Source organism: Amycolatopsis sp. GA6-003 (assembly GCF_046267895.1).
GTDB lineage: Bacteria > Actinomycetota > Actinomycetes > Mycobacteriales > Pseudonocardiaceae > Amycolatopsis.
Genome location: NZ_CP176499.1, coordinates 4,451,889 through 4,475,607, shown reverse-complemented (window position 1 = coordinate 4,475,607; position 23,719 = coordinate 4,451,889). Strand labels below are relative to the sequence as shown.

Below are 23,719 nucleotides of genomic sequence, written 5' to 3'. Positions count from 1 at the left end.
ACGTGCGGGATCTGGTCGAGATCGGCATGGGCCGCACCGCGCGGCGGGCGTATGACCTCGATGACGTGGAGATCGTGCCGTCGCGGCGGACGCGGTCCTCGTCGGTGGTGTCCACTGCCTGGCAGATCGACGCGTACCGGTTCGACTTGCCGCTGGTCACCCACCCGACCGACGCGATCGTGTCGCCGGGGACCGCGGTGGCGATCGGCGAGCTGGGCGGCCTCGGCGTGCTCAACGCCGAAGGGCTGTGGGCTCGGCACTCGAACGTCGAGGAAGCGATCTTCCGCCTCGTCCGCGCGGCCGAGGACAGCGACGACCCGGCCGCGGTCGTGCGCGAGCTGCAGGAGCTGCACGCCGCGCCGATCCGGCTCGACCTGCTGACCGAGGCGATCAAGACGGTCCGCGAATCCGGCGTGACGGTCGCCGCTCGGGTCAGCCCGCAGCACGCCGCCGAGCTGACGCCGGACCTGATCGCCGCCGGCGTCGAGATCCTGGTCGTGCAGGGCACGATCATCTCCGCCGAGCACGTGCAGCGCGACGCGGAACCGCTCAACCTCAAGGAGTTCATCGGCCGGCTCGACGTGCCGGTGATCGCGGGCGGCGTGAGCGACTACCGCACGGCCATGCACCTGATGCGCACCGGCGCGGCGGGCGTCATCGTCGGCCATGGCTACACCGAGGGCGTCACCAGCACCGACCGCGTGCTCGGCATCGGCACCCCGATGGCGACGGCGATCGTGGACGCGGCCGCCGCGCGCCGCGACTACCTGGACGAGACCGGCGGCCGGTACGTGCACGTCCTCGCCGACGGCGGCATCACGACGTCCGGCGACATCGCGAAGGCGATCGCCTGCGGCGCGGACGCGGTCATGCTCGGCGCCCCGCTGGCGACCGCGTCGGACGCTCCGGGCCAGGGCCTGTACTGGACCGCCGCGGCGGCGCACCCGTCGCTGCCGCGTTCGCGCGTGGTGGCCGGCCCGGACTCGGACTACGCGGTGGACCTCAAGACGCTGCTGTTCGGCCCGTCCTCGGACGCGGAGGGCGTGGTGAACCTCTTCGGCGCGCTGCGGCGGGCGATGGCGAAGACGGGGTACTCGGACCTGAAGGAGTTCCAGCGCGTCGGGCTGACCGTGCGCGGCTGAGGCGACTCGCGAAAAAGGCCCCCTTCACGGGGGCCTTTTTTGTGCCCGCCGGTCCGAAACGCTCCCTTCTCCGTTATACTTTCGTTATACTCGGAGTTCGGTGTCGCGCCTGAAGGGTGAGCGGATGGCACTGCTGGGGGAGTCCGCGTCGACCTGGTGGCTCGGCGGCATCGTGGTGGGCAGCCTGCTGATCCGGCTGCTCGCGCTGGTCGTGGCGTTGCGCGGCACGGAACCGGCGGAACGGCCGGCCATCATCCGGGCGCTCGGCGAGCTGTTCCGGTTCGCGCCGCGGCGCAAGGCGCGGTGATGTAACCCGTCAGTAACTTACCTCTGGTCAGCCGGACTTCCGGGGGTTACTCTCTTTCCTGTGACTGCCAGTAACACCACCACCGCGCGGCAAGAACCCGACTACGACGTCCTCGTGGTCGGTTCCGGGTTCGGCGGCAGCGTCGCGGCGTTGCGGCTGACCGAGAAGGGCTACCGCGTCGCGGTGGTCGAGGCGGGCAGGCGGTTCGCCGACGACGAGTTCGCCAAGACGTCCTGGGATCTCAAGCGCTACCTCTGGGCGCCGCAGCTCGGCTGCTACGGCATCCAGCGCATCCACATGCTCAACGACGTGATGGTGCTGGCCGGCGCGGGCGTCGGCGGCGGTTCGCTGGTGTACGCGAACACGCTGTACCGGCCGCTCAAGCCGTTCTACCGAGACCGGCAGTGGGCGCACATCACCGACTGGGAAAGCGAACTCGCGCCGCATTACGACCAGGCCAGCCGCATGCTCGGCGTCGTCACGAACCCGACGATCACGCCGTCCGACGTGGTGATGCGGGACGTCGCGAAGAAAATGGGCGTCGAGGATTCGTTCCACGCCACGCCGGTCGGGGTGTATTTCGGCAAACCCGGCGAGACGGTGAAGGACCCGTACTTCGGCGGTGCCGGACCGGATCGGGTCGGCTGCACCGAATGCGGTTCGTGCATGACCGGGTGCCGGGTCGGCGCGAAGAACACGCTGGTGAAGAATTATCTGTACCTCGCGGAAAAGGACGGCGCGCAGGTCATTCCGCTGACCACGGTCACGTCGGTCAGCCCGCGCGGCGACGGTTACGAGATCACGCTGCAAAAGACCGGTACGCGTTCGCGGCGGTTCCGGACGACGGTCACGGCCTCGCAGGTGGTGTTCGCCGCGGGTACTTGGGGCACGCAGAACCTGTTGCACCGCATGAAGGACACGGCCACGCTGCCGAAGTTGTCGAAGCGGCTCGGAGAATTGACCCGGACGAATTCCGAAGCCATTATCGGCGCGGCCCGGACCACGGTGGATCCCGAACAAGACTTCAGTCGCGGGGTCGCGATCACCTCGTCGATTCATCCGGACGAGAACACGCACATCGAACCGGTGCGGTACGGCAAGGGCAGCAATGCGATGAGCCTGCTGCAAACCGTTGCCACCGACGGGTCTTCGCGCGTTCCGCGCTGGCGGCAGGCGCTGACGTTCCTGGTCAAACACCCGGTGCAGTCGGCGAAACTGCTGAATGCGCACCGGTGGAGCGAGCGCACGGTGATTCTGCTGGTGATGCAGAGTCTCGACAATTCCATCACCACCTACACCCGGCGCGGCCTTTTCGGGCGGCGGAAATACACGTCGAAACAGGGCCACGGCGAGCCGAACCCGAGCTTCATCCCGGCCGGGCACGAGGCGAACGTCCTGACCGCGGAACGGATCGGCGGCATGCCGGGCGGCACCTGGGGCGAGGTTTTCGACATCCCGCTCACCGCGCACTTCATTGGCGGCGTGCCGATCGGCGACAGCGCGGAAACCGGCGTGATCGACCCGTACCACCGGGTTTACGGCTATCCCGGATTGTCCGTTGTGGACGGTTCGGCGATCACCGCGAACCTCGGCGTGAACCCGTCGCTCACCATCGCCGCGCAGGCCGAGCGGGCGTTCTCGTTCTGGCCCAACAAGGGCGAGGCCGACCAGCGGCCGGAGCAGGGCAGCGGGTACACCCGGATGGAACCGGTCGCGCCGAAGAACCCGGCGGTTCCGGCGAACGCGCCCGCGGCACTGCGCCGCTGACCTAAGATCGTCCGGTGACTACCGCGGCGCTGGACCGGATCCGGAAACTGCACGACGAATGGGCTCGGGTCGCCGAGGCCCTGCCGGCCTCGGCGTTCGGCGAGCCGAGCGCGCTGCCCGGCTGGACGCGGGCGCATCTGCTCACCCATCTCGCGCGCAACGCCGACGGCCTCGGAAACCTGCTGACCTGGGCCGAAACCGGGGTCGAGCGGTCGATGTACGGACCCGGCAACGCCCGGGACGACGAGATTTCCACCGGTGCCGGTCGCGCCCCGGCGGAAATCGTGGCCGACCTGGTGGCGTCCGGAAACCGGCTGACCGACCACGCCGCGCGGCTTTCGGACGAGGCTTGGTCCGCGCCCGTGCGGCACCGGCACGGCGGTGCGCTGACCGGCGCGGACGTGCTCACGCTGCGGCTGTCCGAGACCACGATCCACCTCGTCGACCTCGACGCCGGCCACGATTTCGACAGCGTCACCGCGCTGCTCGGCGAGCATCTCGACGCGGTGGTCGCGACGATGATCCGGATGTGCCCGCGCCCGCTGCCCTCGTTCCGGCTCACCGACGGCGTCCGCACCTGGACTTTGGGCGAGGGTGGCGAGCTGGTCACGGGCACGCCGGGAACGGTGCTGGCTTGGCTGACCGGGCGCGGCGACGGGTCCGCGCTGTCCGGGCCGGTGCCGGAGATGGCTCCGCTGCTCTGAATCAGCCGGTTCGCCGGGCGGCGGCGAGTTGAGGAGGGCCTGGTGACCGTTCGGAGAGCTCCCGCCTGGTACGGAGTCCGATGTGGACAGTCCGGCGCCCCTCGACGCGGACCGCTTTCCGCTGCTCGCGCATTACTGGCCGGACTGTTCGCAACCCACCCATGGTCTGAGGCGTCTGAATGAACATGACACTGGGGAGAAGGACGTTCTTGCGCGCCGCCGGGTTGACGGCGGTCGGCGCGGTGGCCGCGGCGTGCACGGCGAAACCGGGACCGCCGGTACCGCAGACGAGCCCGACGGCGAGAACGTCCGTACCGCCGAGCACCAGCTCGAAGCCGTCCGGGCCGCCGGACTGGAACGCGTTGCGCGGCAAGCTCTCCGGCGATCTCGTACTGCCTTCCGACGGCGGATTCGCTACCGCGAAGCGGGCGTTCAATCCGCTTTTCGACGGGCGTAATCCAGCGGCGGTAGCGAAATGCGCGAAACCGGAGGATGTGCAGGCCTGCGTCGAAGCGGCCGGCGGACGGGTCCCGCTCGCCGCGCGCAGCGGCGGGCACAGCTATGCCGGGTATTCCGCGCCGGACGGCGGGCTGGTCATCGACGTCGGCGGAATGGCCGGCGTGGACGTCCAGGGCGACCAGGTGGTGATCGGCGCGGGCGCGAAACTCGGGGACGTCTATGCGGAGCTGGCGAAAGCGGGCCGTTGCCTGCCTGCCGGTTCGTGCCCGACTGTCGGTATTGCCGGACTCGCGCTCGGCGGCGGAATCGGCGTCTTGACCCGGAAATACGGCCTGACCTGCGACCGATTGCAGTCCGCGCAGATCGTCACGCCGGACGGCAAGCTGCGCACCGTCAGCGCGCAATCCGACGACGACCTGTTCTGGGCGCTGCGAGGTGGCGGAGGCGGAAATTTCGGCGTGGTCACGTCGTTCACCTTCACCACGGTGGAAGCACCGACCGTCACGGTGTTTTCGCTCAAGTTCCCTTCTGGTTCGGCGAGCGACGTGGTCGACGCCTGGCAGCGCTGGCTGCCGAGCGCTCCGCCCGAATTGTGGTCGAATTGCGTGGTTTCCGGCGGTCCGAGCGGAGCGTGCCGGGTCGGCGGTGCGTTTGTCGGCAGTTCGGCGGGCCTGAACTCGGCGCTGAGCGGATTGTCGGCGACGCCGTCCAGCCGCACGATGAAAACCCTCGGCTACGGCGCGGCGATGAACTATTTCTCCGGCAGTTCGGAGCGGCAGACCTTCGTGGCGTCGTCGCGGATCATCACCGATCCGGTCGACGGCGGGAGGATCGCCGATCTCGCCTCCGGGCACAAGGGAATGGACCTGCTGATCGACGGCCTCGGCGGTGCGGTGGGCGAAATCGCGCCGACGGCCACGGCCTTCCCGCACCGGAAAGCGCTGGCCAGCATTCAGGTCTACGCTCCGGCCACGGCGAGCAGTCAGGAGAACGCGCGCAAGTCAGTGTCCACTGTGGTCGCTGGCTTGGCGGACGCGGGCGCGCGCGGCGGCTACGTGAACTACATCGACCCGGAGTTGCCGGACTGGAAGTCGGCCTATTACGGCGACAACGCGGCCCGGCTGGACCAGGTGGCGAAGAAGTACGACCCCAACGGGGTGTTCAAGTTCGCTCAGTCGGCATGAGGCGGGGATGGCGACGAATCCGTAACCCACGCGTCGGCGATGTCGCGTGCACCCGCGGCCGTTGCCCGCCTCAGGTCCACTGTGGTCAGAGTTCGACCCCGGTGAAGACCGTGACCCGCTCCTCGGTCAGGTCGTGCATCGCCGACAGCACGCCCTCGCGGCCGACACCCGAACCCTTCACGCCGCCGTACGGCATCTGATCCGCGCGGTACGACGGCACGTCGCCGATGATCACGCCACCGACCTCAAGTTCCGCCGACGCGTGGAAGGCCAGCTGCACGTCGCTGGTGAATACTCCGGCCTGCAGCCCGTATGCGGACGCGTTTACCGAAGCGAAAGCCTCGTCCACTCCATCCACAATGGACACTGCGAGCACTGGCCCGAAGATTTCCTCCGACCACGCCTTGGCATCCGCGGGCACGTCGGTCAGCAGAGTAGGAGCGACCGTTGTGCCCGAACGGGTTCCGCCGGTCAGCACCCGTGCGCCACCGGCCACCGCTTCGTCGACCCACGCGATGATCCGTTCCGCGGCCGCTTCGTCGACGACCGGGCCGACGTCAGTGTTGCGGTCGTATGGATCGCCAGTCTGCTGTGCCTCAACGGCCTCGGTCAGCGCGGGTACGAATTCGTCGGCGATCGCCGCGTCCACGATCACTCGCTGCACCGCGATGCACGACTGGCCCGCCTGATAGTTCCCGAATGTGGCGATGCGCTGTGCCGCACCCTCGACGTCCGGCCAGTCCCGCAGCACGACCGCCGCGGCGTTGCCGCCGAGTTCGAGGACCACGTGCTTGCGGGCCGCCGCGTCCGCGATCGACCAGCCGACCGGGCCCGAGCCTGTGAACGACACGACCGGCAGCCGCGGGTCGGCGACGAGAGCCTGAGTCTCCTCGTTTCCCAGCGGCAGCACGGAAAACGCGCCCTCGGGCAGGTCGGTCTCGGCCAGCAGCTCGCCGAGCACCAGCGACGACAACGGCGTGCGCGGCGCGGGCTTGACGATGATCGGCGCGCCGACCGCCAGTGCGGGAGCGACCTTGTGCGCCACCAGATTCAGCGGGAAGTTGAACGGCGCGATCCCGAGCACCGGTCCGCGCGGCACCCGGCGGGTCAGCGCTAGCCGGGCGTCGCCGGACGGGTCGGCGTCGAGCCGCTGCACGTCGCCGCTGAACCGGCGCGCCTCCTCGGCCGCGATCCGGAACACCGACACCGCGCGCTTGACCTCGGCCTCGGCCCACTTCAACGGCTTGCCGTTCTCGGCCGTGATCACCTCGGCGAGTTCCTCGGCCCGCATCGCGAGCCCGCGCGAAGCGTGCTCCAGCGCGGCCGCTCGCTGATGCGCCGGAGTGCGCCGGAACTCCTTCGCGACCGCGGCCGCCGCGGCCACCGCCCGCTCCACCTGGTCAGCGCCGGGCACCGCGACCGTCGCCACTTCGCTGCCGTCGAACGGATGGTGCACCACGAGGGTGCTCGCGCCCTGCTCAGCCTGACCGGCGATCCACGCGGCACGCGGCTGTGGGGTGATCGTGTCCATGGGCTCAAGGTATTAGGGAGCGCCACGCCCAGCACGCCGGACTCGGTCCTTCGATTGTGGCAGGCGTCCTGGGCCTGAGATGACATTTGTCGGGGGTCTCGCGCGCTCGCCCGGCATATCGTCAGCGCATGACCAACTCGGTGGCCTCTCGCTGGTCCGAAAGCCCGCTGCGGACCTTCTTCGCGCGCGTCGGAACACCGCGTCGTCCGGTGCTGACCGGCGCGGTGTTCCTCGTGACCGCGGGCGTGCTCGTCGCCCAGCTGGCGGACCCGTCCCTCTTCGAGAGCTTCAAGCGCGACGCCACCGCGATCGACGCCGGAGAGTGGTGGCGGCTGCTCACCGGGATGTTCTTCCAGGACGGCAAGCTTCTCGGCGGGATTTTCAACCTGGCCGCCCTCGCCGTCGTGGGCACGCTCGCGGAATGGTGCCTCGGCCGCGTGGCGTGGTTCGTCCTGTACTTCGGCTGCGGACTGTTCGGTCAGTTCCTCAGCTACGTCTGGCTGAACCCGGTGGGGGCGGGGAACTCGATGTGCGTCGCCGGGCTGCTCGGCGCGCTCGCCGTCGTGGTGTGGCGGGCGCGCGACGCCGAGCCGCCGCAAGGGCTCTACCGCGCCGCGCTGCTGATCGCGCCGTTGGCCGTACTCGACACCGTGCTGCACGACAACCACGGCATGCCCGCGTTGCTGGGCATCGCCTTGGGACTGCTGCTCACCGGTTTCGGTAAAGGTCGCGCAGCAGCAGGATCTCCGCGCAGTGATGGATCATCTCTCGGTTGATGTGCAGGACGAGCGTGGCCATCGGCAGCTCCGCGTACGGCCCTTCAGCCGGACCGCAGGGGCGGGCCAACGCTTCGGCGTCGAGGCTGCGTACGCCGGCGATCCAGGTCGCGTACGCGTCGTCGAGCTGCTTCAGCGCTTCGTCGGCTGAGCCCGCGTACGGGAAGTCTTGATAGGACATCGCTGGCCCGCCGAAGTGCGACGCGGAGCGCATGCCCAGCACGCCCACGATGATGTGGGCCAGCCGCCACGAGATGGTGGTCACCGGCGGCGGGGTCGGCTCCGGGAACGAGAAGTCGACGGTGAAATCGCCGGTGCCTGGATCGTTCTCGCTCGCGCGAGGGTGCACCGTCCAGCAGTTCGCGACCGGCTGCCAGAAGTACTCGTCGTCGGTCAGCCCCTCCAGCTTCGGGCGCACGTGGTGCTGCCAGTGCCAGTCGAGCTGCTCGGTCAGTTCGTTGGTCCAGTCGTTGGTCATGGGGGCACGGTAAGCCGGTTCGCGGACAGCGGCTGTCCTCATTCCGGGGGCATTGCCGACGTGACGGGGCCCACCTGGGACGATGGTGGCAAAAGCGCTGATACCTGGAGGTCTTGGGTGGCCACTCCCACCGGTCCGGTACTCGTCATGGACTTCGGGGCGCAGTACGCGCAGCTGATCGCCCGTCGCGTGCGCGAGGCGCAGATTTTCTCCGAGGTCGTGCCGTCCAGCTCGACCGCCGAGGAGCTGCTGGCCAAGAACCCGTCCGCGATCATCCTGTCCGGCGGCCCGTCGAGCGTGTACGCCGAAGGCGCCCCGGCGATGGACCCGAAGCTGGTCGAGGCCGGCGTGCCGATCCTCGGCATCTGCTACGGCCACCAGCTGCTCGCTCGCGCGCTCGGCGGCGTTGTCGAGCCGACCGGCGTGCGCGAGTTCGGCCGCACCGACGTGCGGATCGTCGGCGAGGGCGGCGTCCTGCACACCGGGCTGCCCGGCCACCAGACGGCGTGGATGAGCCACAACGACAGCGTCACCAAGGCCCCCGAGGGCTCGGTCGTCACGGCCAGCTCCGACGGGGCCGAGGTCGCCGGCTTCGAGGACGTCGAGCGGCGCTTCGCGGGCGTGCAGTACCACCCGGAGGTGGCGCACTCGCCGCACGGCCAGGAGGTGCTGCGCCGGTTCCTGTACGAGATCGCCGGCGTGAAGCCCGGCTGGACCACTTCGTCCATTGTGGACGAGCAGGTGGCGCGGATCGCTTCCCAGATCGGCGACGGGCGGGCGATCTGCGCGCTGTCCGGCGGCGTCGACTCCGCGGTCGCGGCCGCGCTCGTGCAGCGCGCCATCGGCGACCGGCTGACCTGCGTGTTCGTCGACCACGGCCTGCTGCGCGCGGGCGAGCGCACCCAGGTGGAGCGCGATTTCGTGGCCGCCACCGGCGTCAACCTGGTCACCGTGGACGCGCGCGAGCGGTTCCTGAACGCGCTGTCCGGCGTCACCGACCCGGAGCAGAAGCGCAAGATCATCGGCCGCGAGTTCATCCGCGTGTTCGAGCAGGCCGAACGCGACCTCAAGGCGCAGGGCGACTACCGGTTCCTCGTGCAGGGCACGCTGTACCCGGACGTGGTCGAATCCGGCGGCGGCGAGGGCACCGCGAACATCAAGAGCCACCACAACGTCGGCGGCCTGCCTGACGACCTGCAGTTCGAACTGGTCGAACCGCTGCGGCTGCTGTTCAAGGACGAGGTCCGCCGCGTCGGGCTCGAACTGGGGCTGCCGGAGACGATCGTGCAGCGCCAGCCGTTCCCGGGGCCGGGTCTCGGCATCCGGATCATCGGCGAGGTGACCGCGGACCGGCTGGAAACCCTGCGCGAGGCCGACGCGATCGCCCGCGAGGAACTCACCGCGGCCGGGCTGGACCAGCAGATCTGGCAGTGCCCGGTGGTGCTGCTCGCGGACGTCCGCAGCGTCGGCGTCCAGGGCGACGGCCGCACCTACGGTCACCCGATCGTGCTGCGCCCGGTGTCGTCGGAGGACGCGATGACCGCCGACTGGACGCGGCTGCCGTACGAGGTGCTGGAGCGGATCTCGACCCGGATCACGAACGAGGTGTCCGAGGTCAACCGCGTGGTGCTGGACGTGACGAGCAAGCCGCCGGGCACCATCGAGTGGGAATGACGTGAAAAAACGGGGCCTGGACTTCCAGGCCCCGTTTTTCGTTGTCTTACGGCGTCTTACGGCCGTCGCTTGCGGAACGACGCGCCGAGCATCAGGATCCCGCAGAACACCGCGCCGCCCGCGATGATCCAGCGGAAGTCGAAGGTGGGCAGCCAGCTGGAGCCGTCGGTGAGGACGTAACCGGAGACCAGCAGCGTCGCGACCCCGACGATCAGCGTGATCCAGTCGACCCCGCGGCGGCGGGCCGGGGCTTCGGGCTCGTCGTAGGAGTACGGGTTCTCAGCCACGGCGCACCTCCACCTGGCCCACGCCGTTGGTGACGTGGAGCGTGATCTTCTGTCCGCCGACGTTGTCGTCGCCGTTGTCGGTCCCGGTGATGGCCGGCTGGCCGACCCCGTTGGACGTGCGGTTGAGGCAGTCGACCTCGCCGGCGCTGTTCTCGCAGGTGAAGGTGACGTCCGCGGTGCGCGGCACGATGACCTCGGTGCTCCCGGCGCCGTTGGAGATCGTCGTGGTGATCGGCTCGCTCGCGGCCAGCTGGGTCAGGTCGATCTTCATGTTGCCCGCCGTGTGCCGGTACACCGGCTGCAGTTCGGCCACCGTACGCGGGGTCGCGGACAGGTCGCCGACGCCGCCGCGCACGTCGATGTTGTCGAACGCGCTGGTCGTGAGCACCATCCCGGCGACCGACAGCGGAATCGCGAGCCCGATCAGGCCGCGCGCGCCGCGAGCGAACGCCCCGGCCACGAGCCCGACGCCCAGCACGGCGAGCGTCATGCCGATGATGTGCCGCAGGGAGAACCAGTCGAACCCGTTCAGCGCGAGCGCGACGCCGACGCCGGCCACGATCACCGCGACCCCGAACGTGGCGGGCCCGATCTTGGAGTGCCGCCGCGGCGGCTTGGGCGCGGAGTCGTTGTAGTCGCCGCTCGGAGGCGGCGGCGGGACCGATGCCGCCGGGTCGGGCAGATCCCAGCCCGCCGGATCGGCGGCCAGCGGATCCCAGCCCGGCGCCGCCGCCGCGGGAGTCGGGGTGTCGCTGTTCATCGTGAAAGCTCCGGTTCCGGAAGCGACCCCGTCCGCCGCGAACGCGACGACCGGCGCCGGTCGGTTGTCCTGCCCGCGGGTGCGATGCAGGAGATAAAGGCACGTGGCGAGCAACGCGAACCCGATCAGGCCGCCCCCGTCGAACCAGCCGCCCCCGAAAGTCCACCCGACGACCGGAATCACCGCGATGGTCAGCACGGCCGCGAAGGCTTTCGTCATGGTCGACCGGCCGCGCCCGAGCATCGCCTCGAAGCCGGAGACCTCGTCGCCCTCGGCGGGGAAGAACAGCCACCCGAGCAGGTAAAGCACCAGCCCGAACCCCCCGAAAACGGTCGCCGCCGCCAACGCGACCCGAATCACCACGGGATCGATCCCGTAGCGATCCCCCAGCCCAGCCGCGACCCCCGCAACCTTCCGACCCGAGAGCGGCCGCCGAGGCCTGCTGGCCCAGAAGTCCTTGACGGTCTCCTCGAACCCGTTCAGCGGGTTCGTACGGGGAGGCCGCACGTCGTTCGCACCACTCATGCCGTACAGCATGGTCGACGTCCGGGGGCGGCACATCGGGGAAGGTCCCTGAGGTTGTCCCCGAGATGTGTCCCCGGGCGGCCGACTCGCGCGGCGCGGAGGGGAGGTCCTGTGCGCGGACCGGTCCACCCGGCTCGCTACGCTGCCGTTCTCACAGCAGGATGAGGCGACTCGGCCGGGAACCGCAGGTTTTAGTTCCGGGGGAGCAGCTTGTCCAACGCGGTCGCGACGTCCTCCGCCTTTTTGCAAGCGGCCGGAGTGTCGTTGCCGATCAGCACGACCACCAAGGCACGTGCGTTGGGTCCGACCTCCATGCCTATCTGGCAGCCGCCCGGAGAGGCCAACAGGTCGCGTTGCTCGATAAGCTTCCGGCCGTCGATGTTTCCTTCATGCGCCGTGTTGGGATTTTGAATGTTTTCCGTGTACTTTTGGCCATTTTGAAGCGCGATGCCGACTTCGATCGCCGGATCCTTCGCGGCGTTTTCAAACGTTTTTTTCGACCGGCAGCTGCGCTTGGAGTCCGCGACGGAGGGCTGTGCTGGCGGAAAACCTTGGCCGGCCAGAACCTGGTCGACCAGCTGGCATTGGTTCAGCGAAGCGAACGGATTGCCGGAACTGGAAGCGGGACCGCTGGCCGACGCGGGTGCTGACGCGGTGGGCGTTGCCGCGCCGTTGACGGGGGTGCTGCATGCGGCGACCAGGATGGCTGCGGTGCCCACCGTGAACAGAATCCCTAAGGTTCGCAAGGTGACTCCCCGGGTGGCTAGCTCAGTTTTTCGGAAGCAGAGGATCCAGCTTGACCGCCAGTTTTCGGGCTGCCTCGCAGGCTACGTCGGTGTCGCTGCCGTTTGTGACATCGATAAGCGCCCGGGAGTTGGTCGCGACAGCCAACTTGATCAGACACGACCCGCTAGAGCCGATCGGCTCGCGTTCCTCGATGAGGGGGCGGCCATTGACATTGCCGGCGTGTGCCTTGCTGGGCTCGGCGATGTTGTCGGTGTAGCGCTGACCGTCCTGCAGGGTGAGGCCGATGACGCCGGCGTCCGGTCCGTCTCCTGGCTTCTGGGCCATGCAGGAGCGCTTTGAATCGGCAATTGAGGGAATTGCCTTGGGGTAGCCGCGGTCGGCCAGGATTTGATCAAGCAATGCGCACTGATTCCTCGCGGCGAAGGGGTTGCTCGATGAGGCTGCCGGAGCTGCCTGGCCTGTTTCCGCAGTACCGTGGACGGTGCTGTCGCATGCGGTCAGCACTCCCACGATCGCGCCAAGCGAGATGAGTATCATTGAGGTTCGCAAGTTGTGTTATCCAGACATGCCGAGCGCAACGAGGGTGGTCGTAAATTCTGCGGGGAGTCGCTTGTCCAATCCGGTCGTGACGTCAGGTGGCTACTCGATAAGTTTCCGTCGTGCGCCGAGGCGGGATGCTGGACGTTTGGCTGCTAGCCTTTCGGGAGGAGCGGATCCAATTTTTCAGCCAGACTTTGGGCGGTTTTGCATGCGGCATCGGTGTCAGTTCCGCTGGTGACGTCGACGATTGCTCGGGAATTGGGCGGAACGGCCAGCTTGAGCATGCATTGGCCGCTTGAACCCAGCGGCTCCCGCTCTTCGAGCGCTGGGCGGGTGCCATTGATTTTGCCGGTGCGCGCTTTGCTGGGGTTGACGACGTTGTCGGTGTAGCGCTGGCCGTCTTGCAGGGTGAGGCCGACGACGGTGGAGTCCAGGCCGTCGCCGTGCTTCTGGGCGGCGCAGGAGCGTTTGGAGTCGGCGACCGAAGGGATTGCTTTCGGGTACCCCTGCCCCGCGAGCAGTTGGTCAAGCAGGGTGCACTGATTCCTTGCGGCGAAGGGGTTTCCGGAGGACGGCGAGGACGCGGATGGGGTCGAGGAGGCCGTTTGCCCTGGTGCCGCGGTGCCGTCGACGGAATTGTCGCACGCGGTCAGCGTCATCGCCGCCGCTCCGAGCAGGACCAGGATCCGAGAGGTTCGCGATATGCTCACTAGTTGTCAATTTTCCTGTTCAACTGCTCGAACGACTGGGTATGCGCGTTTTCGGCTTCTCGGTAGTTTTTCCGCGCAATCGCAAGGGCTTCTTTCGCCGAGTTGACTGCGTCTCTCATCAGGATGAGGTTGGGCAGCATCGCGTCGTCGCCCACCGCCGCTACTTCGACGTTGAATCCCGCTACCAGGATTGCGTACTGGGAGCTTCCCATTTCGGCGAGTTGAGTGAGAAGGGCGAGGTCATGCGCCATCTGGTTGTATCCGTCGAGGAAAAAATTGCAGGCCTTCAGGTATGCGTTGAAACCGGCCTCATTGACCGCGAACGACCCGTTCTGCGCCAGCCTCTTCAGCGTGTCCCCGGCGGTCTTCATTTTTTGGGCGGCTTCGTGGCTGCCCGGGCCTTCGGTCAACCCCGCCAGGAAGTCGTTGCCCGCGGTGCCCGCGGCGGGAGAGTTCCCGGCCGAAGCCGTCGCATCCCAGACAGTTTCTGCCATCGGTTTCTCCTAAGAAAGCCTCTTCGAGGGGATCAACCGCCGAGAACCGGAGGTGTGATCTTTTCCCCGTCCGGTCCTCGTTCCGGCTTCACCTCGAAGACCTCGTCCGGATCGACCTGTGTCGGGATCTTGTTCTTGTGTTCCTTGTCCTCTTCCTTCTTCTTCCCAGCACCGGCACCCGCAGCCCCAGCCCCGGCACCCGCCCCAGGAGCACCAGGCTTACCGCCCTTACCAGCGTTCGCCGCCGCCGTAGCGCCCCGTTCCAGCCGTTCCGCCGCGCCCTTCCCGGCGCTTTCACCCGGCTTCCCGGAACCACCCGAACCAGTCCCGCCGGTTACCCGGCCGCCGGCGCCGCCCCGGCCGGAGCCGCCCGAGCGGCTGCGGGGCGTCTCTTCGCTGGGGGTTCCGGTCCCGCCACCGCCGAGTGCCAGGCCGTCTGGGGACAGGCGGCCGAGCGGGCCGGGGGTGGTCCGGGGAGGGTTTCCGCCGGTCAGGCCAGTGTTGCTGAGCGGTCCGGTACCGGTGTTGACGCCCGGCCCGGGGGCATAAGGCACTCCGGGCGGGGAGACCGCGGGGTTTCCGACGGAAGGCGGGCCGAACGTGTTGACAGCGGGCCCGCCGAGCGGCGGATTCGAGAAACCGCCACCAGGAACACCCGGGCCGGCCGGACCGCCAGGGCCGACATAAGGCCCGCTGGAAGCCCCGCCAGGCACGGTCACCGGCGCGGCGCTGCTGGCGTGCGTGCTGTCGTTGTTCATCTGCGGCGGCGGCGAATAGACCGGCTGCGTGGTCGACGTCTCGTGATACGTCGAGTCCAGTCCGTGCATTACCTGGACCGCCTGCTGGTGCGCCGCGTCGGCCTGTTGCTGTTTGGCCGCGATGTCGTTCAGCGCGATCACGCCCTGCAACGGGTTGCCGTTCTGGAACTGCTCGGTCGCCTTGGCCATTTCGGCCTTCTGGTTGAACCCGGTCGGCTCCGGCATGTTCTTGTGCGCGTAATCGGCCGCCGCGGACTGCTGGGAGTAGCGGTTCGACACCAGCTGCATCGCGTTGCCGGTTTTTTCCGTGTGGTCCGCCGTGCTCTGGAAGAACGAATGCGCTTGCGCCGCGGCCGTGCCCTGCCATTCGGCGCCGGCGGTGTTGGCCGCGTCGCGGAACTGGTTGGACACGTCGGCGAGCCAGTTGCCGTAGGTGTTCGTCACGCGGCTGCGGTCGTTGATGCTCTCGAAGTTCAAGCCCTCGTTGACCATTTTGTGCAGGTCTTCGTGGCTGTACGACGCGTAATTCGCGTCCGGCGCGGGCGCGTCGCTCCGGGTTTGCTGGCCCTGGAGCAGCTGCTGGCCCTGCTGGACCGAGTACTGCGAGGCGTCCCGCTCCGTCGCGCTGCGCGTCTCCGGCGAATCCTCGCCGACGGAGAAAATCTGGTGCACGTTCTGCGTCCGGGCGTAGTAATCGCCTGCGGACTCGACGTGCTCCGCGCGATGTTGCTCGGTCATCCGGCCTCCCCGCCCCCGTGTACGCACTGTGATCGCTCGCCCCCTGCATCGTACCGAGTCCCGGACGGCGGCAGGGAGGTTCGCGGAATTTCCTCGCCGACGGCCGTCTGGGGGAATGGATCAGGGCCTTCCCCGATGTCCGGGCCGCTCCCGCGTGTGACGATGGGACTCGTGCAGGACTTTCTCGACATCAGTGCCCCAGGGCGGGTTTCCCCGGTTTCCGAGGAGCCCTCGGCACTCCTGTCCTCCCCGGCGATGGAGGTCGCCGAACCCGAAGCGCGGCCCAAGATGTACCGGCGGCGCTCCGGGCGGGCCGTCGCGGGCGTCGCGAGCGGGCTTGCCGACCACCTCGGGGTTCCGGTCGTCTGGGTGCGCGTCGTGTTCGCGCTGCTGGCCGCGCTCAACGGGGCCGGCCTGCTCGCCTACGGCCTGCTCTGGGTGTTCGTGCCGCAGAGCGCCGAGGAAAGCGAAACCGCGCCCAAGGCCCGCGACCGGCAGCAGGCGTACGGGCTGATCGCGCTCGGCATCGGGCTCGCGGTCGCCAGCAGCACGCTCACCGGGGCCATCCGCGGCTGGGTCGCGGTGCCGCTCGCGCTCGCCGCGCTCGGTGCGGCGGTCGTCTGGCGGGAGGCGGACGAATCGCAGCGGCGGCGCTGGCGCGTCGGGGCCCGCGACGGCCTGGTCGGCGAGGGCGGCCGGCTCGCGGCGTTCGTCCGGATCCTCGCCGGGGTCGCGCTGGTGGCCACCGGCATCGGCTTCGTCGTGTTCGCCAGCGGTGACTTCGACCAGGTCAAATTCGCCCTGATCGCGGTGCTCGCGACCCTGATCGGCGTCGCGGTGCTCACCGTTCCGTTCTGGCTGCGGCTCGTCCGCGACCTCGGCGAGGAACGCCAGGCCCGCATCCGCACCGACGAACGCGCCGAAATCGCCGCGCACCTGCACGACTCCGTCCTGCAGACCCTCGCGCTGATCCAGCGCCAGGCAGACCAGCCCGCCGAGGTCGCGCGTCTCGCCCGCGGCCAGGAACGCGAGCTGCGCGGCTGGCTGTACGGCCCCGGCGGCTACGGCAAGCCCAGCGACAAACGGACCAAGGAAGAGGAAGAAGGCACCCGCCAGCAGCTGTCCGAGGCGCTCGCCGCGGCGTGCGGCGAGGTCGAGGACCAGTTCGCGATCTCGGTCGGCCAGGTCGTGGTCGGCGACGCCGAGCTGAACCCGCCGCTCACCGCGCTGGTGCAGGCGGCCCGCGAGGCGATCGTCAACGCGGCCAAGCACGCCGGCGTCGCCGAGGTGAGCGTGTTCGCCGAGGTCGAGCCCACCGAGGTCACCGTGTTCGTGCGCGACCGCGGCAAGGGCTTCGATCCGGACGTCGTGCCCGCCGACCGGCACGGCCTCGCCGACTCGATCCGCGGCCGGATGGAACGCCACGGCGGCACCTGCAAGCTGCGCACCGCGCCGGGCGAAGGCACCGAAGTCCAGCTCGCCATGCCGGTGAAGGCGGGCAAAGGGGTGGCGTGACCTCGCTATGCTCGGGGGCAGGCGAAGCGAGGGAGTGGGCAGTCGTGACGGATAGCCAGCGGGAACCGGTCAAGGTCTTCCTCGTGGACGACCACGCGTTGTTCCGCGCGGGAGTGCGCACGGAACTCGATTCGATCACCGACGAGGTGCAGGTGGTCGGCGAGGCCGGGTCGGTCGCCGAAGCGGTCGCCGGCATCGCGCGCACCCGGCCGCAGGTCGTGCTGCTCGACGTCCACATGCCCGACGGCGGGGGAGCCGAGGTGCTCCGCCGCGTCCGCCCGGAGCTGCCGGACGTCGTCTTCCTCGCGCTGTCGGTGTCCGACGCCGCCGAGGACGTCATCGCCGTCATCCGCGCCGGTGCGCGCGGGTACGTCACCAAGACGATCTCGTCGAAGGAACTCGTCCGCGCGGTGGTCCGGGTGGCCGACGGCGACGCGGTGTTTTCCCCGCGGCTGGCCGGTTTCGTCCTCGACGCCTTCGCCGACCGTCCCGGTTCCGCGCCGATCAACGACCCCGAACTGGACCTGCTCACCCCGCGCGAACGCGACGTCCTGCGCCTGCTCGCCCGCGGTTACGCGTACAAGGAAATCGCGTCCGAGCTGTTCATCTCGGTGAAGACGGTCGAGACGCACGTGTCGAGCGTCCTGCGCAAGACCCAGCTGTCGAACCGCTACGAGCTGTCCCGCTGGGCCTCGGACCGCCGCCTCGTCTAGGCCGGAGTCAGTTCCTCTTCCGGAGTCACCTCGGCCTTGCGCTGCAACCGGGTCAGCGCGACGCCGAGCAGCACCACGACCATGCCCGCGATCACGCGCAGGTTCAGCTGCTCGTGCAAGAACACCGCGCCCAGCAACACCGACACCACCGGCAGCAGATAGCCGACCACCGACGCGGCCACCGCGCCTTCGCTCGCCAGCAGCTGGTAGTTGAGGGCGAACGCGATCCCGGTCGAACCGAGACCGAGGATCACCACCGCGATCAGCGCGCCCGGGCTCAGGTGCACCGGCGTCAGCCCGCCGAACGGCATGGCCAGCACCAGAAAACCGGTCGCCAGCAGCATTTGCCCGGCCGCGATCGCGTACGGCGAGGAGCCGGTGTTCGACAGGTACCGGCCTTCGTAGACGAACGCGAACCCGTAGCTCGCCGCGGCGGCGAGGCAGGCCAGCGCGCCCCAGCTGAGCAGTCCGGACGCCTGCCACGGCGCGAAAATCAGCAGGATCCCGCCGAGCCCGATCACCAGTCCGGCGATCCGCGTCGCGTTCATCCGGTTCGACACCCCGAGGAACGGGGCCACCACGAGCACCCAGAGCGGGGTAGTGGAGTTCAGCACCCCGGTGATGCCGGAGTCCACCGTGGTCTCGCCGACCGCGAAAAGCAGGAACGGCAAGGCATTGTGAAAGAACGCCGCGACGAGCAGGTGTCCCCAGGTGCTCCGTCGCGCCGGCAGGCTCCGCCGCCCGATCAAGCACAGCGCCAGCAGCACCGCCGCGCCCAGCACGAGCCGCGCGAGCACCAGCTGCACCGGGGAAAGCGCTTCCAGCCCGAGCTTGATCCAGAAAAAACTCGATCCCCACATCAACGCGAGCGCCGCGATCCTCAGCAGCGTCTTCGTCTCGCCCACCCCAGGTTCCTCCTTCGCCTCGGTAGCCAGCTTCGCCGCGCCGAGGCGTAAGAACAAGCGAAAATAACTGCAGGGACAATTAAGCAAACCTGTAGGATCAGGACCATGCTCGATGTACGGCGCATGCAGGTGCTGCGCGCGGTGATCACGAGCGGTTCGATCACTGCCGCGGCGAGGAACCTCGGCTACACGCCCTCGGCGATCAGCCAGCAGCTGGCGGTGCTCGAACGCGAAGCGGGCACGCCGTTGCTGGAACGCGTCGGCCGCGGAGTCCAGCCGACCCCGGCGGGGACGCTGCTGTCCGAACACGCCGAGACGCTCAGCGCGGAGCTGGCTCGCGCCGAAGCCGCGCTCACCGAGTTGAAGGAAGGCCGTACCGGCAAGCTCGCCATCCGCTACTTCGCCACCGCGGGCGCGACGATGGTGCCGTACGCCGTGGCCGCGCTTCGCCGCGAACATCCGGGCGTGTGGCTCGACCTCAAGCTCATCGACCCGGGCGATCCGCTCACCGAGGTCGAAGAAGGCCGCGCTGACCTGGCGATCATCGTGTATCCGCGGCCGTCGGAGCCGGGGCAGGGCATCGAACTGGTGCCGCTGCTGGACGATCCGTACCGCGCGGTGCTGCCGCGCGCGCACCGGCTGGCCCGCAAACGCGTCCTCGACCTGGCTGATCTCGCCGACGAACCGTGGGTCGGCGTCGATCCGATCCCCGGCGCTTGCCGGGCGATCCTGGAAGGGGCCTGCGCGTCCGCCGGGTTCCATCCGAACGTCGTGGTCGAGTCCGAGGACTATCCGTCGGCGCAAGGGTTCATCGCCGCCGGACTCGGCGTGGGGCTGGTTCCGGAGCTGGGGCTGGGCACGCCGCATCCGGGCGTGGTGGTGCGCCGGGTCCGCAATCCGCAGCCGAGCAGGCACATTCACGCCGCGGTCGCCGCGCGCGTCGTGGGCAGCCCGGCTGTGCGGACGTTCCTCGAAGCCATGCAAGAGGCGATCGAGAACGTCGCCTGACGCCGGCTCAGACGAACAGCAGCTGCGAAACGCCGATCCCGATCAGAATCGCGCACAGAATCGCCGCGACGGTGAGGATGATCCGGCGCCGTGCGGCGGCCTTTTCCCGGACAGCCTGCGCGGACGCGGCCTGCTGGGCCGGGGTGGGCGTGTAGCGGGCGGTCGGTTGCTGCATCGCCTGCTGCCGCATCGGCTGCGGGGGCGCGGGGGCCTGCGGCACCTGCTGGACCGGAAGCTGCATCAGCGGAGCGGGTTGCGGTGGCTGTTGCGGCTGTTGCGGAGGCAGGATGTGCTGCGTGGCGTCCGGCTGGATCTGCTGCGTGGGCTCCGGAACGTTGGGCGGCTGCGCGGGCAGCGGCCGGGACGCCGGAAGGGTCGGCAGCGCGGGCGCGGTCGGCGGGATGAACGCGGTCTGCTCGCGCCCGACGGTGATCGCCTTCAGCGCGTGCACGGTGTCGTCCATGGTCGGCCGGGCCGCCGGGTCGGCGCGCAGCATCTTCTGCAACGCGCCAGCGAGCGGCCCCGCGTTCTCCGGCGGCCGTTCCGGGGACTGGCCGTCGTCGCCGAACGGCGGCACGCCCTCGACCGCCGTGTAGAGCGTCGCGCCCAGGGAGAAGACGTCTGCAGCTGCAGACGGAGGCGCGCCGCGCGCGACCTCGGGCGCCACGTAAGCGGCGTGCGGACCACCGCCGGTGATGCCGATGTCGGTGAGCTTGACGCTGCCGTCGTCAGCGAGCAGCACCGTGTTCGGTTCGAGCGTGCGGTGGACGATGCCCGCCGAGTGAATCGACGCCATCGCGTCGCCCAGCTGGATGCCGAGGAACGCGGCTTGCTCCGGGGTGAGCCTGCCGTGTTCGGCGAGGAACACCGACATCCCGCGCGACGGGATGTACTCCATCACCAGCCACACGTCCGGGCCGTCGGGCAGCACGTCGTACACCGTGATCGCGCACGGATGATCGATCCGGGCCGCGGCCTTGCCCTCTTCCATCGCCATCGCGCGGGCCTGCTCGGCACGCTCCGGCGGCAGGCCGACGGGCAGGTACATGCGTTTGACGGCGACGGTCCGGAACAGCCGCGTGTCGAACGCGAGCCACACGATGCCCGCACGGCCGCGCCCGATCGGCTGGTCGAGCCGGTACCGCTCCCCGACGATGCTGCCTTCTGAACTCAATGCTGTCCCTGAATCGCTTAGCTGGTCGCGCTAGCTGTCGGCGTCACCGGATGCGAACTCTCCGGCGGCTTCGGCTTGGTCTCCGACTGCTTGGTCTGAGACACCCGCGTCTGCGACGGCTGGTCCTGCGTCGGAGTCTCCTCCGCACTGGTAGACCGCCGCGAATGCCGCGTCGACTGGGTCTCGCGGGTCGCGCTTTCCCGAAAAGACGTAGGCGGGGACGTAGTGGTTGCTTCCGAAGGCGGCTGTGTGACGGACGTCGGCGCGACCGCGGACGACGACGCGGGCGGGGCGGGCTGCGAAGCGTCGGGCGGATTGCCCGGGGTCAGCAGCCACACGCCGAGCGCGACCAGGCCGACGACCACGATGCCGCCGATGATCGCGGGCTTCTTCCACGCGCCAGGCTTCTCGTCCTCGTCGTCCTCGGGCGCGGTCTGCACGCGGGTCCGCGGCGCGGACTCCTCGTCGTACGGATCGTCCTCGTAGTGCTCCGGGACCGGGACCGCGCGCGTGGCGGCGAGGCCGTTGCGGCTCGGGTCGCCGTACAGCGGCGGCTCCTGGTGGTAGCCGTCCTGCTGGTAGCCGTGGTCGTCGTAGTCGTTCTCCGGGTAACCGGAGGCCGGCGGGTACGGGGCCTCGTCGTAGTACTGCTGCGCGCTCGGGTCGTACTGCTGGGTGACGCCCGGTTCGTCGAGCAGCGTGCCGGAGTGGCTGGCCTGCTCGTCGTCGGGATGCAGCAGACCCGCGGCGGCCGCGCCGCCCGCCGCACCGAGCGCGGCCGCGCCGAGGGTGCCCGAGGACGAGGCCATCACCGTGTCGTCGGCCGGGCCGCCGAGCGGGGTCTCGCCGCGCGCGACCGCGGCCAGCAGCTCCTCGCATTCGTCGGCGGTGGGCCGGTGCTGGGTCTCCGGGTGCAGCAGCACCGCGAGCACGCTCGCCAGCGGACCGGACTGCCGCGGCGGGTTGATCTGCCCCGCGGCGACCGCGTGCAGCAGGCTCAGCGTGTTCTCGGACAGGCCGAACGGCGGCTGCCCCTCGCAAGCGGCGTACAGCGTGGAGCCGAGCGAGAAGACGTCCGACTCGGGCCCGGGATCGCCGCCGATCGCGACCTCAGGGGCCAGGTACGCGGGGGTTCCGGCGATCATTCCGGTCTTGGTGACCGTGACGTCGTCCTTGGCCCGGGAGATGCCGAAGTCGGTGATCTTCACCGTGCCGTTGCCGGCGAGCAGGATGTTGCCCGGCTTGATGTCGCGGTGCACGATGCCGACCGCGTGCGCCTCGCGCAGGGCGGCGGCGATCTGCGCGCCGATCCGCGCCACCTCCAGCGGCGGCAGGGTGCCCTTTTCCTGCAGCACCTGCGCCAGGCTGGTGGAAGCCAGGTATTCCATGATCAGGCAGGGCTGGCCGTTGTCGTCGGTGACGACGTCGAACACGGTGATCGCGTTCGGGTGGTGCAGCCGCGCGGCGATCCGGCCCTCGCGCATGGTGCGCTGCCGGGCGTCCTCCGCCTCGTGGTCCTCCAGCCCGGGCTGCAGAAGCAGCTGCTTGATGGCGACCGTACGGCCCAGCACCTCGTCGTGGGCGCGCCAGACAGCCCCCATCGCGCCGGAACCGATTTTCCCGACGATCCGGTACCGGCCGGCGACCAGACGACCCTCGTCGCTCACGCGACCTCCCTTTGGGCTCCGACTTCCCGGGGCGGGACTGTTCTACCCCAAAGGGGTGAGTTCGAACCCGCCGCAGCACCGGAGCGTAGGCACCTGCTGTGGACCGTGTGCCGGTTTTGCCGAGACCGACCCGTGACAAGGCTAGGCGCTCACTCTGCGCACACGCACGCGGCACACGTCGGGCAGCTGGACATAACCACGTTCGCGCAGGTCAGGAGTAGACCGCGGACAGGACGCGGGCCTGGGAGATCACATCCTGCTCGACGACGTCGAACAATTGGGTCACCCGCAACAGGGTTCCGTCGGCCTGGTGGACGAGTGCCACGGCGAAGACCGAGCCGTCGTCCTGGACGTGCGCTTCCTGGACGTCGATCGAGTCGGCTCCGCTCCACGCGCGGACCAGGTCGCCCGTTTCGCCGCGCGCGACGCTCGGGGCGAGCAGCGAAAGCGCGTTCTCCGGGTGGTGGTCGATCGAGGCGTAGAACTTGCGCACCGCTTCGAGCTTCACCGGGTCCGGCGCGGCTGCCGACGAGGTGGCGGACTTCTTGTGCGATTCCGCCGAGGACGGCGCGCTCGCCGAGGAAGCCGAGGTGCCGGAAGTGGTTTCCGGCGTCATGGTGCCCGAATTCAACGGCGTCGTGGCCGCGGAATCGGTGTGCTTGGACGGCGTCGTGCTTTCGCTCTGTCCCGACGTCGTGCCGCCGGACGAGTGGACCTTGCGCTGCTGCGGCACGGCCTGGCCGCCGAGCGCTGCCGCACCGCTGAACCCGGCGGGCATCGCGGCTCCGCCGGCGACCGGCACGGTGGGCCGCGGGCCTCCGCTGAGCAGGGAGGCCGTGACGACGGCACCGGCGACCAGCGCGCCCGCTCCGACGAGCCCGGCCAGCTTCGCGCGGCGGGCGAGCTTGCTTTCGGGCTCCTCGACGGGCACCTCGTCGCGGGCGACCGGACGGCGGGCGCGCGGCGGCAGGTACTTCTGCGGTTCGCGGACCACCTGCTCGAGGTATTCGCGGTCGGCTTCGGCCACGTCCTCGAGCAGTTCCGGCGGGATCACGTCCTCGACGCGCACGGCGTCGGGTTCTCGCCGGGTTCGCTGCCGTTCAAGCACGAAAGTCCTCGCTCTGGGGTTCGGGGCAGGACCCGGCGCGGTGGCGGG

General features: G+C 69.4%; 23 protein-coding genes. 10 read left to right on the top strand and 13 right to left on the bottom strand.

All coding sequences use genetic code 11. From position 1 onward, the window contains the following. Window positions 1–2: 2 nt before the first annotated feature. From F9C12_RS19790 to F9C12_RS19770, 5 genes are all read left to right on the top strand, one after another. Window positions 3–1,142, top strand: a complete 1,140-nt coding sequence (locus F9C12_RS19790) for a GuaB3 family IMP dehydrogenase-related protein (RefSeq protein ID WP_409186798.1) — start codon at window positions 3–5, stop codon at window positions 1,140–1,142. A 124-nt stretch (window positions 1,143–1,266) separates the two neighbouring features. Then, window positions 1,267–1,449, top strand: a complete 183-nt coding sequence (locus F9C12_RS19785) for a hypothetical protein (protein WP_409466858.1) — start codon at window positions 1,267–1,269, stop codon at window positions 1,447–1,449. Window positions 1,450–1,509: 60 nt separating this feature from the next. Next, a complete protein-coding gene (locus F9C12_RS19780) occupies window positions 1,510–3,216 on the top strand; it encodes a GMC family oxidoreductase N-terminal domain-containing protein (RefSeq protein WP_409466857.1) in 1,707 nt (568 codons plus the stop codon). 14 nt (window positions 3,217–3,230) lie between these two features. After that, complete coding sequence (locus tag F9C12_RS19775; RefSeq protein ID WP_409466856.1) at window positions 3,231–3,920, top strand: maleylpyruvate isomerase family mycothiol-dependent enzyme; 690 nt, start codon at window positions 3,231–3,233, stop codon at window positions 3,918–3,920. Between the two features lie 179 nt (window positions 3,921–4,099). Next, window positions 4,100–5,563, top strand: a complete 1,464-nt coding sequence (locus F9C12_RS19770; RefSeq protein ID WP_409466855.1) for an FAD-binding oxidoreductase — start codon at window positions 4,100–4,102, stop codon at window positions 5,561–5,563. Window positions 5,564–5,648: 85 nt separating this feature from the next. Here the strand turns inward: F9C12_RS19770 and F9C12_RS19765 are convergent, their stop codons facing one another. Continuing rightward, a complete protein-coding gene (locus F9C12_RS19765; protein ID WP_409466854.1) occupies window positions 5,649–7,094 on the bottom strand; it encodes an aldehyde dehydrogenase family protein in 1,446 nt (481 codons plus the stop codon). Window positions 7,095–7,222: 128 nt separating this feature from the next. Here F9C12_RS19765 and F9C12_RS19760 point away from each other — a divergent pair, with 128 nt between their 5' ends. Then, on the top strand, window positions 7,223–7,870 hold the full coding sequence (locus tag F9C12_RS19760; protein WP_409466853.1) for a rhomboid family intramembrane serine protease: 648 nt from the start codon (window positions 7,223–7,225) through the stop codon (window positions 7,868–7,870). Here the strand turns inward: F9C12_RS19760 and F9C12_RS19755 are convergent. Beyond that, window positions 7,803–8,348, bottom strand: a complete 546-nt coding sequence (locus tag F9C12_RS19755; protein WP_409466852.1) for a DinB family protein — start codon at window positions 8,346–8,348, stop codon at window positions 7,803–7,805. The two genes, F9C12_RS19760 and F9C12_RS19755, sit on opposite strands and share 68 nt — an antisense overlap. A 117-nt stretch (window positions 8,349–8,465) precedes the next feature. Between F9C12_RS19755 and guaA the strand changes: the two genes are divergently transcribed. Further along, window positions 8,466–10,022, top strand: a complete 1,557-nt coding sequence (guaA, locus tag F9C12_RS19750) for a glutamine-hydrolyzing GMP synthase (RefSeq protein ID WP_409466851.1) — start codon at window positions 8,466–8,468, stop codon at window positions 10,020–10,022. Between the two features lie 56 nt (window positions 10,023–10,078). Here the strand turns inward: guaA and F9C12_RS19745 are convergent, their stop codons facing one another. The 7 genes from F9C12_RS19745 to F9C12_RS19715 all read right to left on the bottom strand — a co-directional run bounded on the left by F9C12_RS19745 (window position 10,079) and on the right by F9C12_RS19715 (window position 15,581). Next, on the bottom strand, window positions 10,079–10,309 hold the full coding sequence (locus F9C12_RS19745; RefSeq protein WP_037368646.1) for a hypothetical protein: 231 nt from the start codon (window positions 10,307–10,309) through the stop codon (window positions 10,079–10,081). Beyond that, on the bottom strand, window positions 10,302–11,594 hold the full coding sequence (locus tag F9C12_RS19740; protein WP_409183420.1) for a PspC domain-containing protein: 1,293 nt from the start codon (window positions 11,592–11,594) through the stop codon (window positions 10,302–10,304). The genes F9C12_RS19745 and F9C12_RS19740 overlap by 8 nt, the downstream gene beginning before the upstream one ends. A 191-nt stretch (window positions 11,595–11,785) precedes the next feature. Next, window positions 11,786–12,313 (bottom strand): DUF3558 family protein, encoded by a 528-nt coding sequence (locus F9C12_RS19735; RefSeq protein ID WP_409466850.1) that lies wholly within the window; start codon window positions 12,311–12,313, stop codon window positions 11,786–11,788. Between the two features lie 49 nt (window positions 12,314–12,362). Next, on the bottom strand, window positions 12,363–12,878 hold the full coding sequence (locus tag F9C12_RS19730) for a DUF3558 family protein (RefSeq protein WP_409466849.1): 516 nt from the start codon (window positions 12,876–12,878) through the stop codon (window positions 12,363–12,365). 155 nt (window positions 12,879–13,033) lie between these two features. Next, window positions 13,034–13,540, bottom strand: coding sequence for a hypothetical protein (locus F9C12_RS19725; RefSeq protein WP_409466848.1), 507 nt, complete (start codon window positions 13,538–13,540; stop codon window positions 13,034–13,036). A gap of 50 nt (window positions 13,541–13,590) precedes the next feature. After that, window positions 13,591–14,085, bottom strand: a complete 495-nt coding sequence (locus F9C12_RS19720; RefSeq protein ID WP_409466847.1) for a hypothetical protein — start codon at window positions 14,083–14,085, stop codon at window positions 13,591–13,593. A 32-nt stretch (window positions 14,086–14,117) separates the two neighbouring features. Further along, the gene (locus F9C12_RS19715; RefSeq protein ID WP_409466846.1) at window positions 14,118–15,581 is read right to left on the bottom strand and encodes a hypothetical protein; all 1,464 of its coding nucleotides are present in this window, start codon (window positions 15,579–15,581) and stop codon (window positions 14,118–14,120) included. Window positions 15,582–15,737: 156 nt separating this feature from the next. On the opposite strand from F9C12_RS19715, the gene F9C12_RS19710 reads away from it, so the two are divergent. Continuing rightward, window positions 15,738–17,096, top strand: coding sequence for a PspC domain-containing protein (locus F9C12_RS19710; RefSeq protein WP_409466845.1), 1,359 nt, complete (start codon window positions 15,738–15,740; stop codon window positions 17,094–17,096). A 44-nt stretch (window positions 17,097–17,140) separates the two neighbouring features. Beyond that, window positions 17,141–17,809 carry a response regulator gene (locus F9C12_RS19705; protein ID WP_037368656.1) on the top strand — a complete coding sequence of 223 codons (669 nt, stop codon included), beginning with the start codon at window positions 17,141–17,143 and terminating at the stop codon, window positions 17,807–17,809. On the opposite strand, the gene F9C12_RS19700 is transcribed toward F9C12_RS19705, so the two are convergent. After that, on the bottom strand, window positions 17,806–18,714 hold the full coding sequence (locus tag F9C12_RS19700; RefSeq protein WP_409183413.1) for a DMT family transporter: 909 nt from the start codon (window positions 18,712–18,714) through the stop codon (window positions 17,806–17,808). The two genes, F9C12_RS19705 and F9C12_RS19700, sit on opposite strands and share 4 nt — an antisense overlap. A gap of 105 nt (window positions 18,715–18,819) precedes the next feature. Here F9C12_RS19700 and F9C12_RS19695 point away from each other — a divergent pair, with 105 nt between their 5' ends. After that, window positions 18,820–19,722, top strand: a complete 903-nt coding sequence (locus F9C12_RS19695) for a LysR family transcriptional regulator (protein WP_409466844.1) — start codon at window positions 18,820–18,822, stop codon at window positions 19,720–19,722. Window positions 19,723–19,729: 7 nt separating this feature from the next. Here the strand turns inward: F9C12_RS19695 and F9C12_RS19690 are convergent, their stop codons facing one another. The 3 genes from F9C12_RS19690 to F9C12_RS19680 form a co-directional block, all read right to left on the bottom strand. After that, window positions 19,730–20,896: a serine/threonine-protein kinase gene (locus F9C12_RS19690; protein ID WP_409466843.1), complete on the bottom strand. Its 1,167-nt coding sequence runs from the start codon at window positions 20,894–20,896 to the stop codon at window positions 19,730–19,732. A 17-nt stretch (window positions 20,897–20,913) separates the two neighbouring features. Then, window positions 20,914–22,563, bottom strand: coding sequence for a protein kinase domain-containing protein (locus tag F9C12_RS19685; protein ID WP_409466842.1), 1,650 nt, complete (start codon window positions 22,561–22,563; stop codon window positions 20,914–20,916). Window positions 22,564–22,774: 211 nt separating this feature from the next. Next, window positions 22,775–23,671 carry a hypothetical protein gene (locus F9C12_RS19680; protein ID WP_409466841.1) on the bottom strand — a complete coding sequence of 299 codons (897 nt, stop codon included), beginning with the start codon at window positions 23,669–23,671 and terminating at the stop codon, window positions 22,775–22,777. Between the last annotated feature and the right edge of the window lie 48 nt (window positions 23,672–23,719).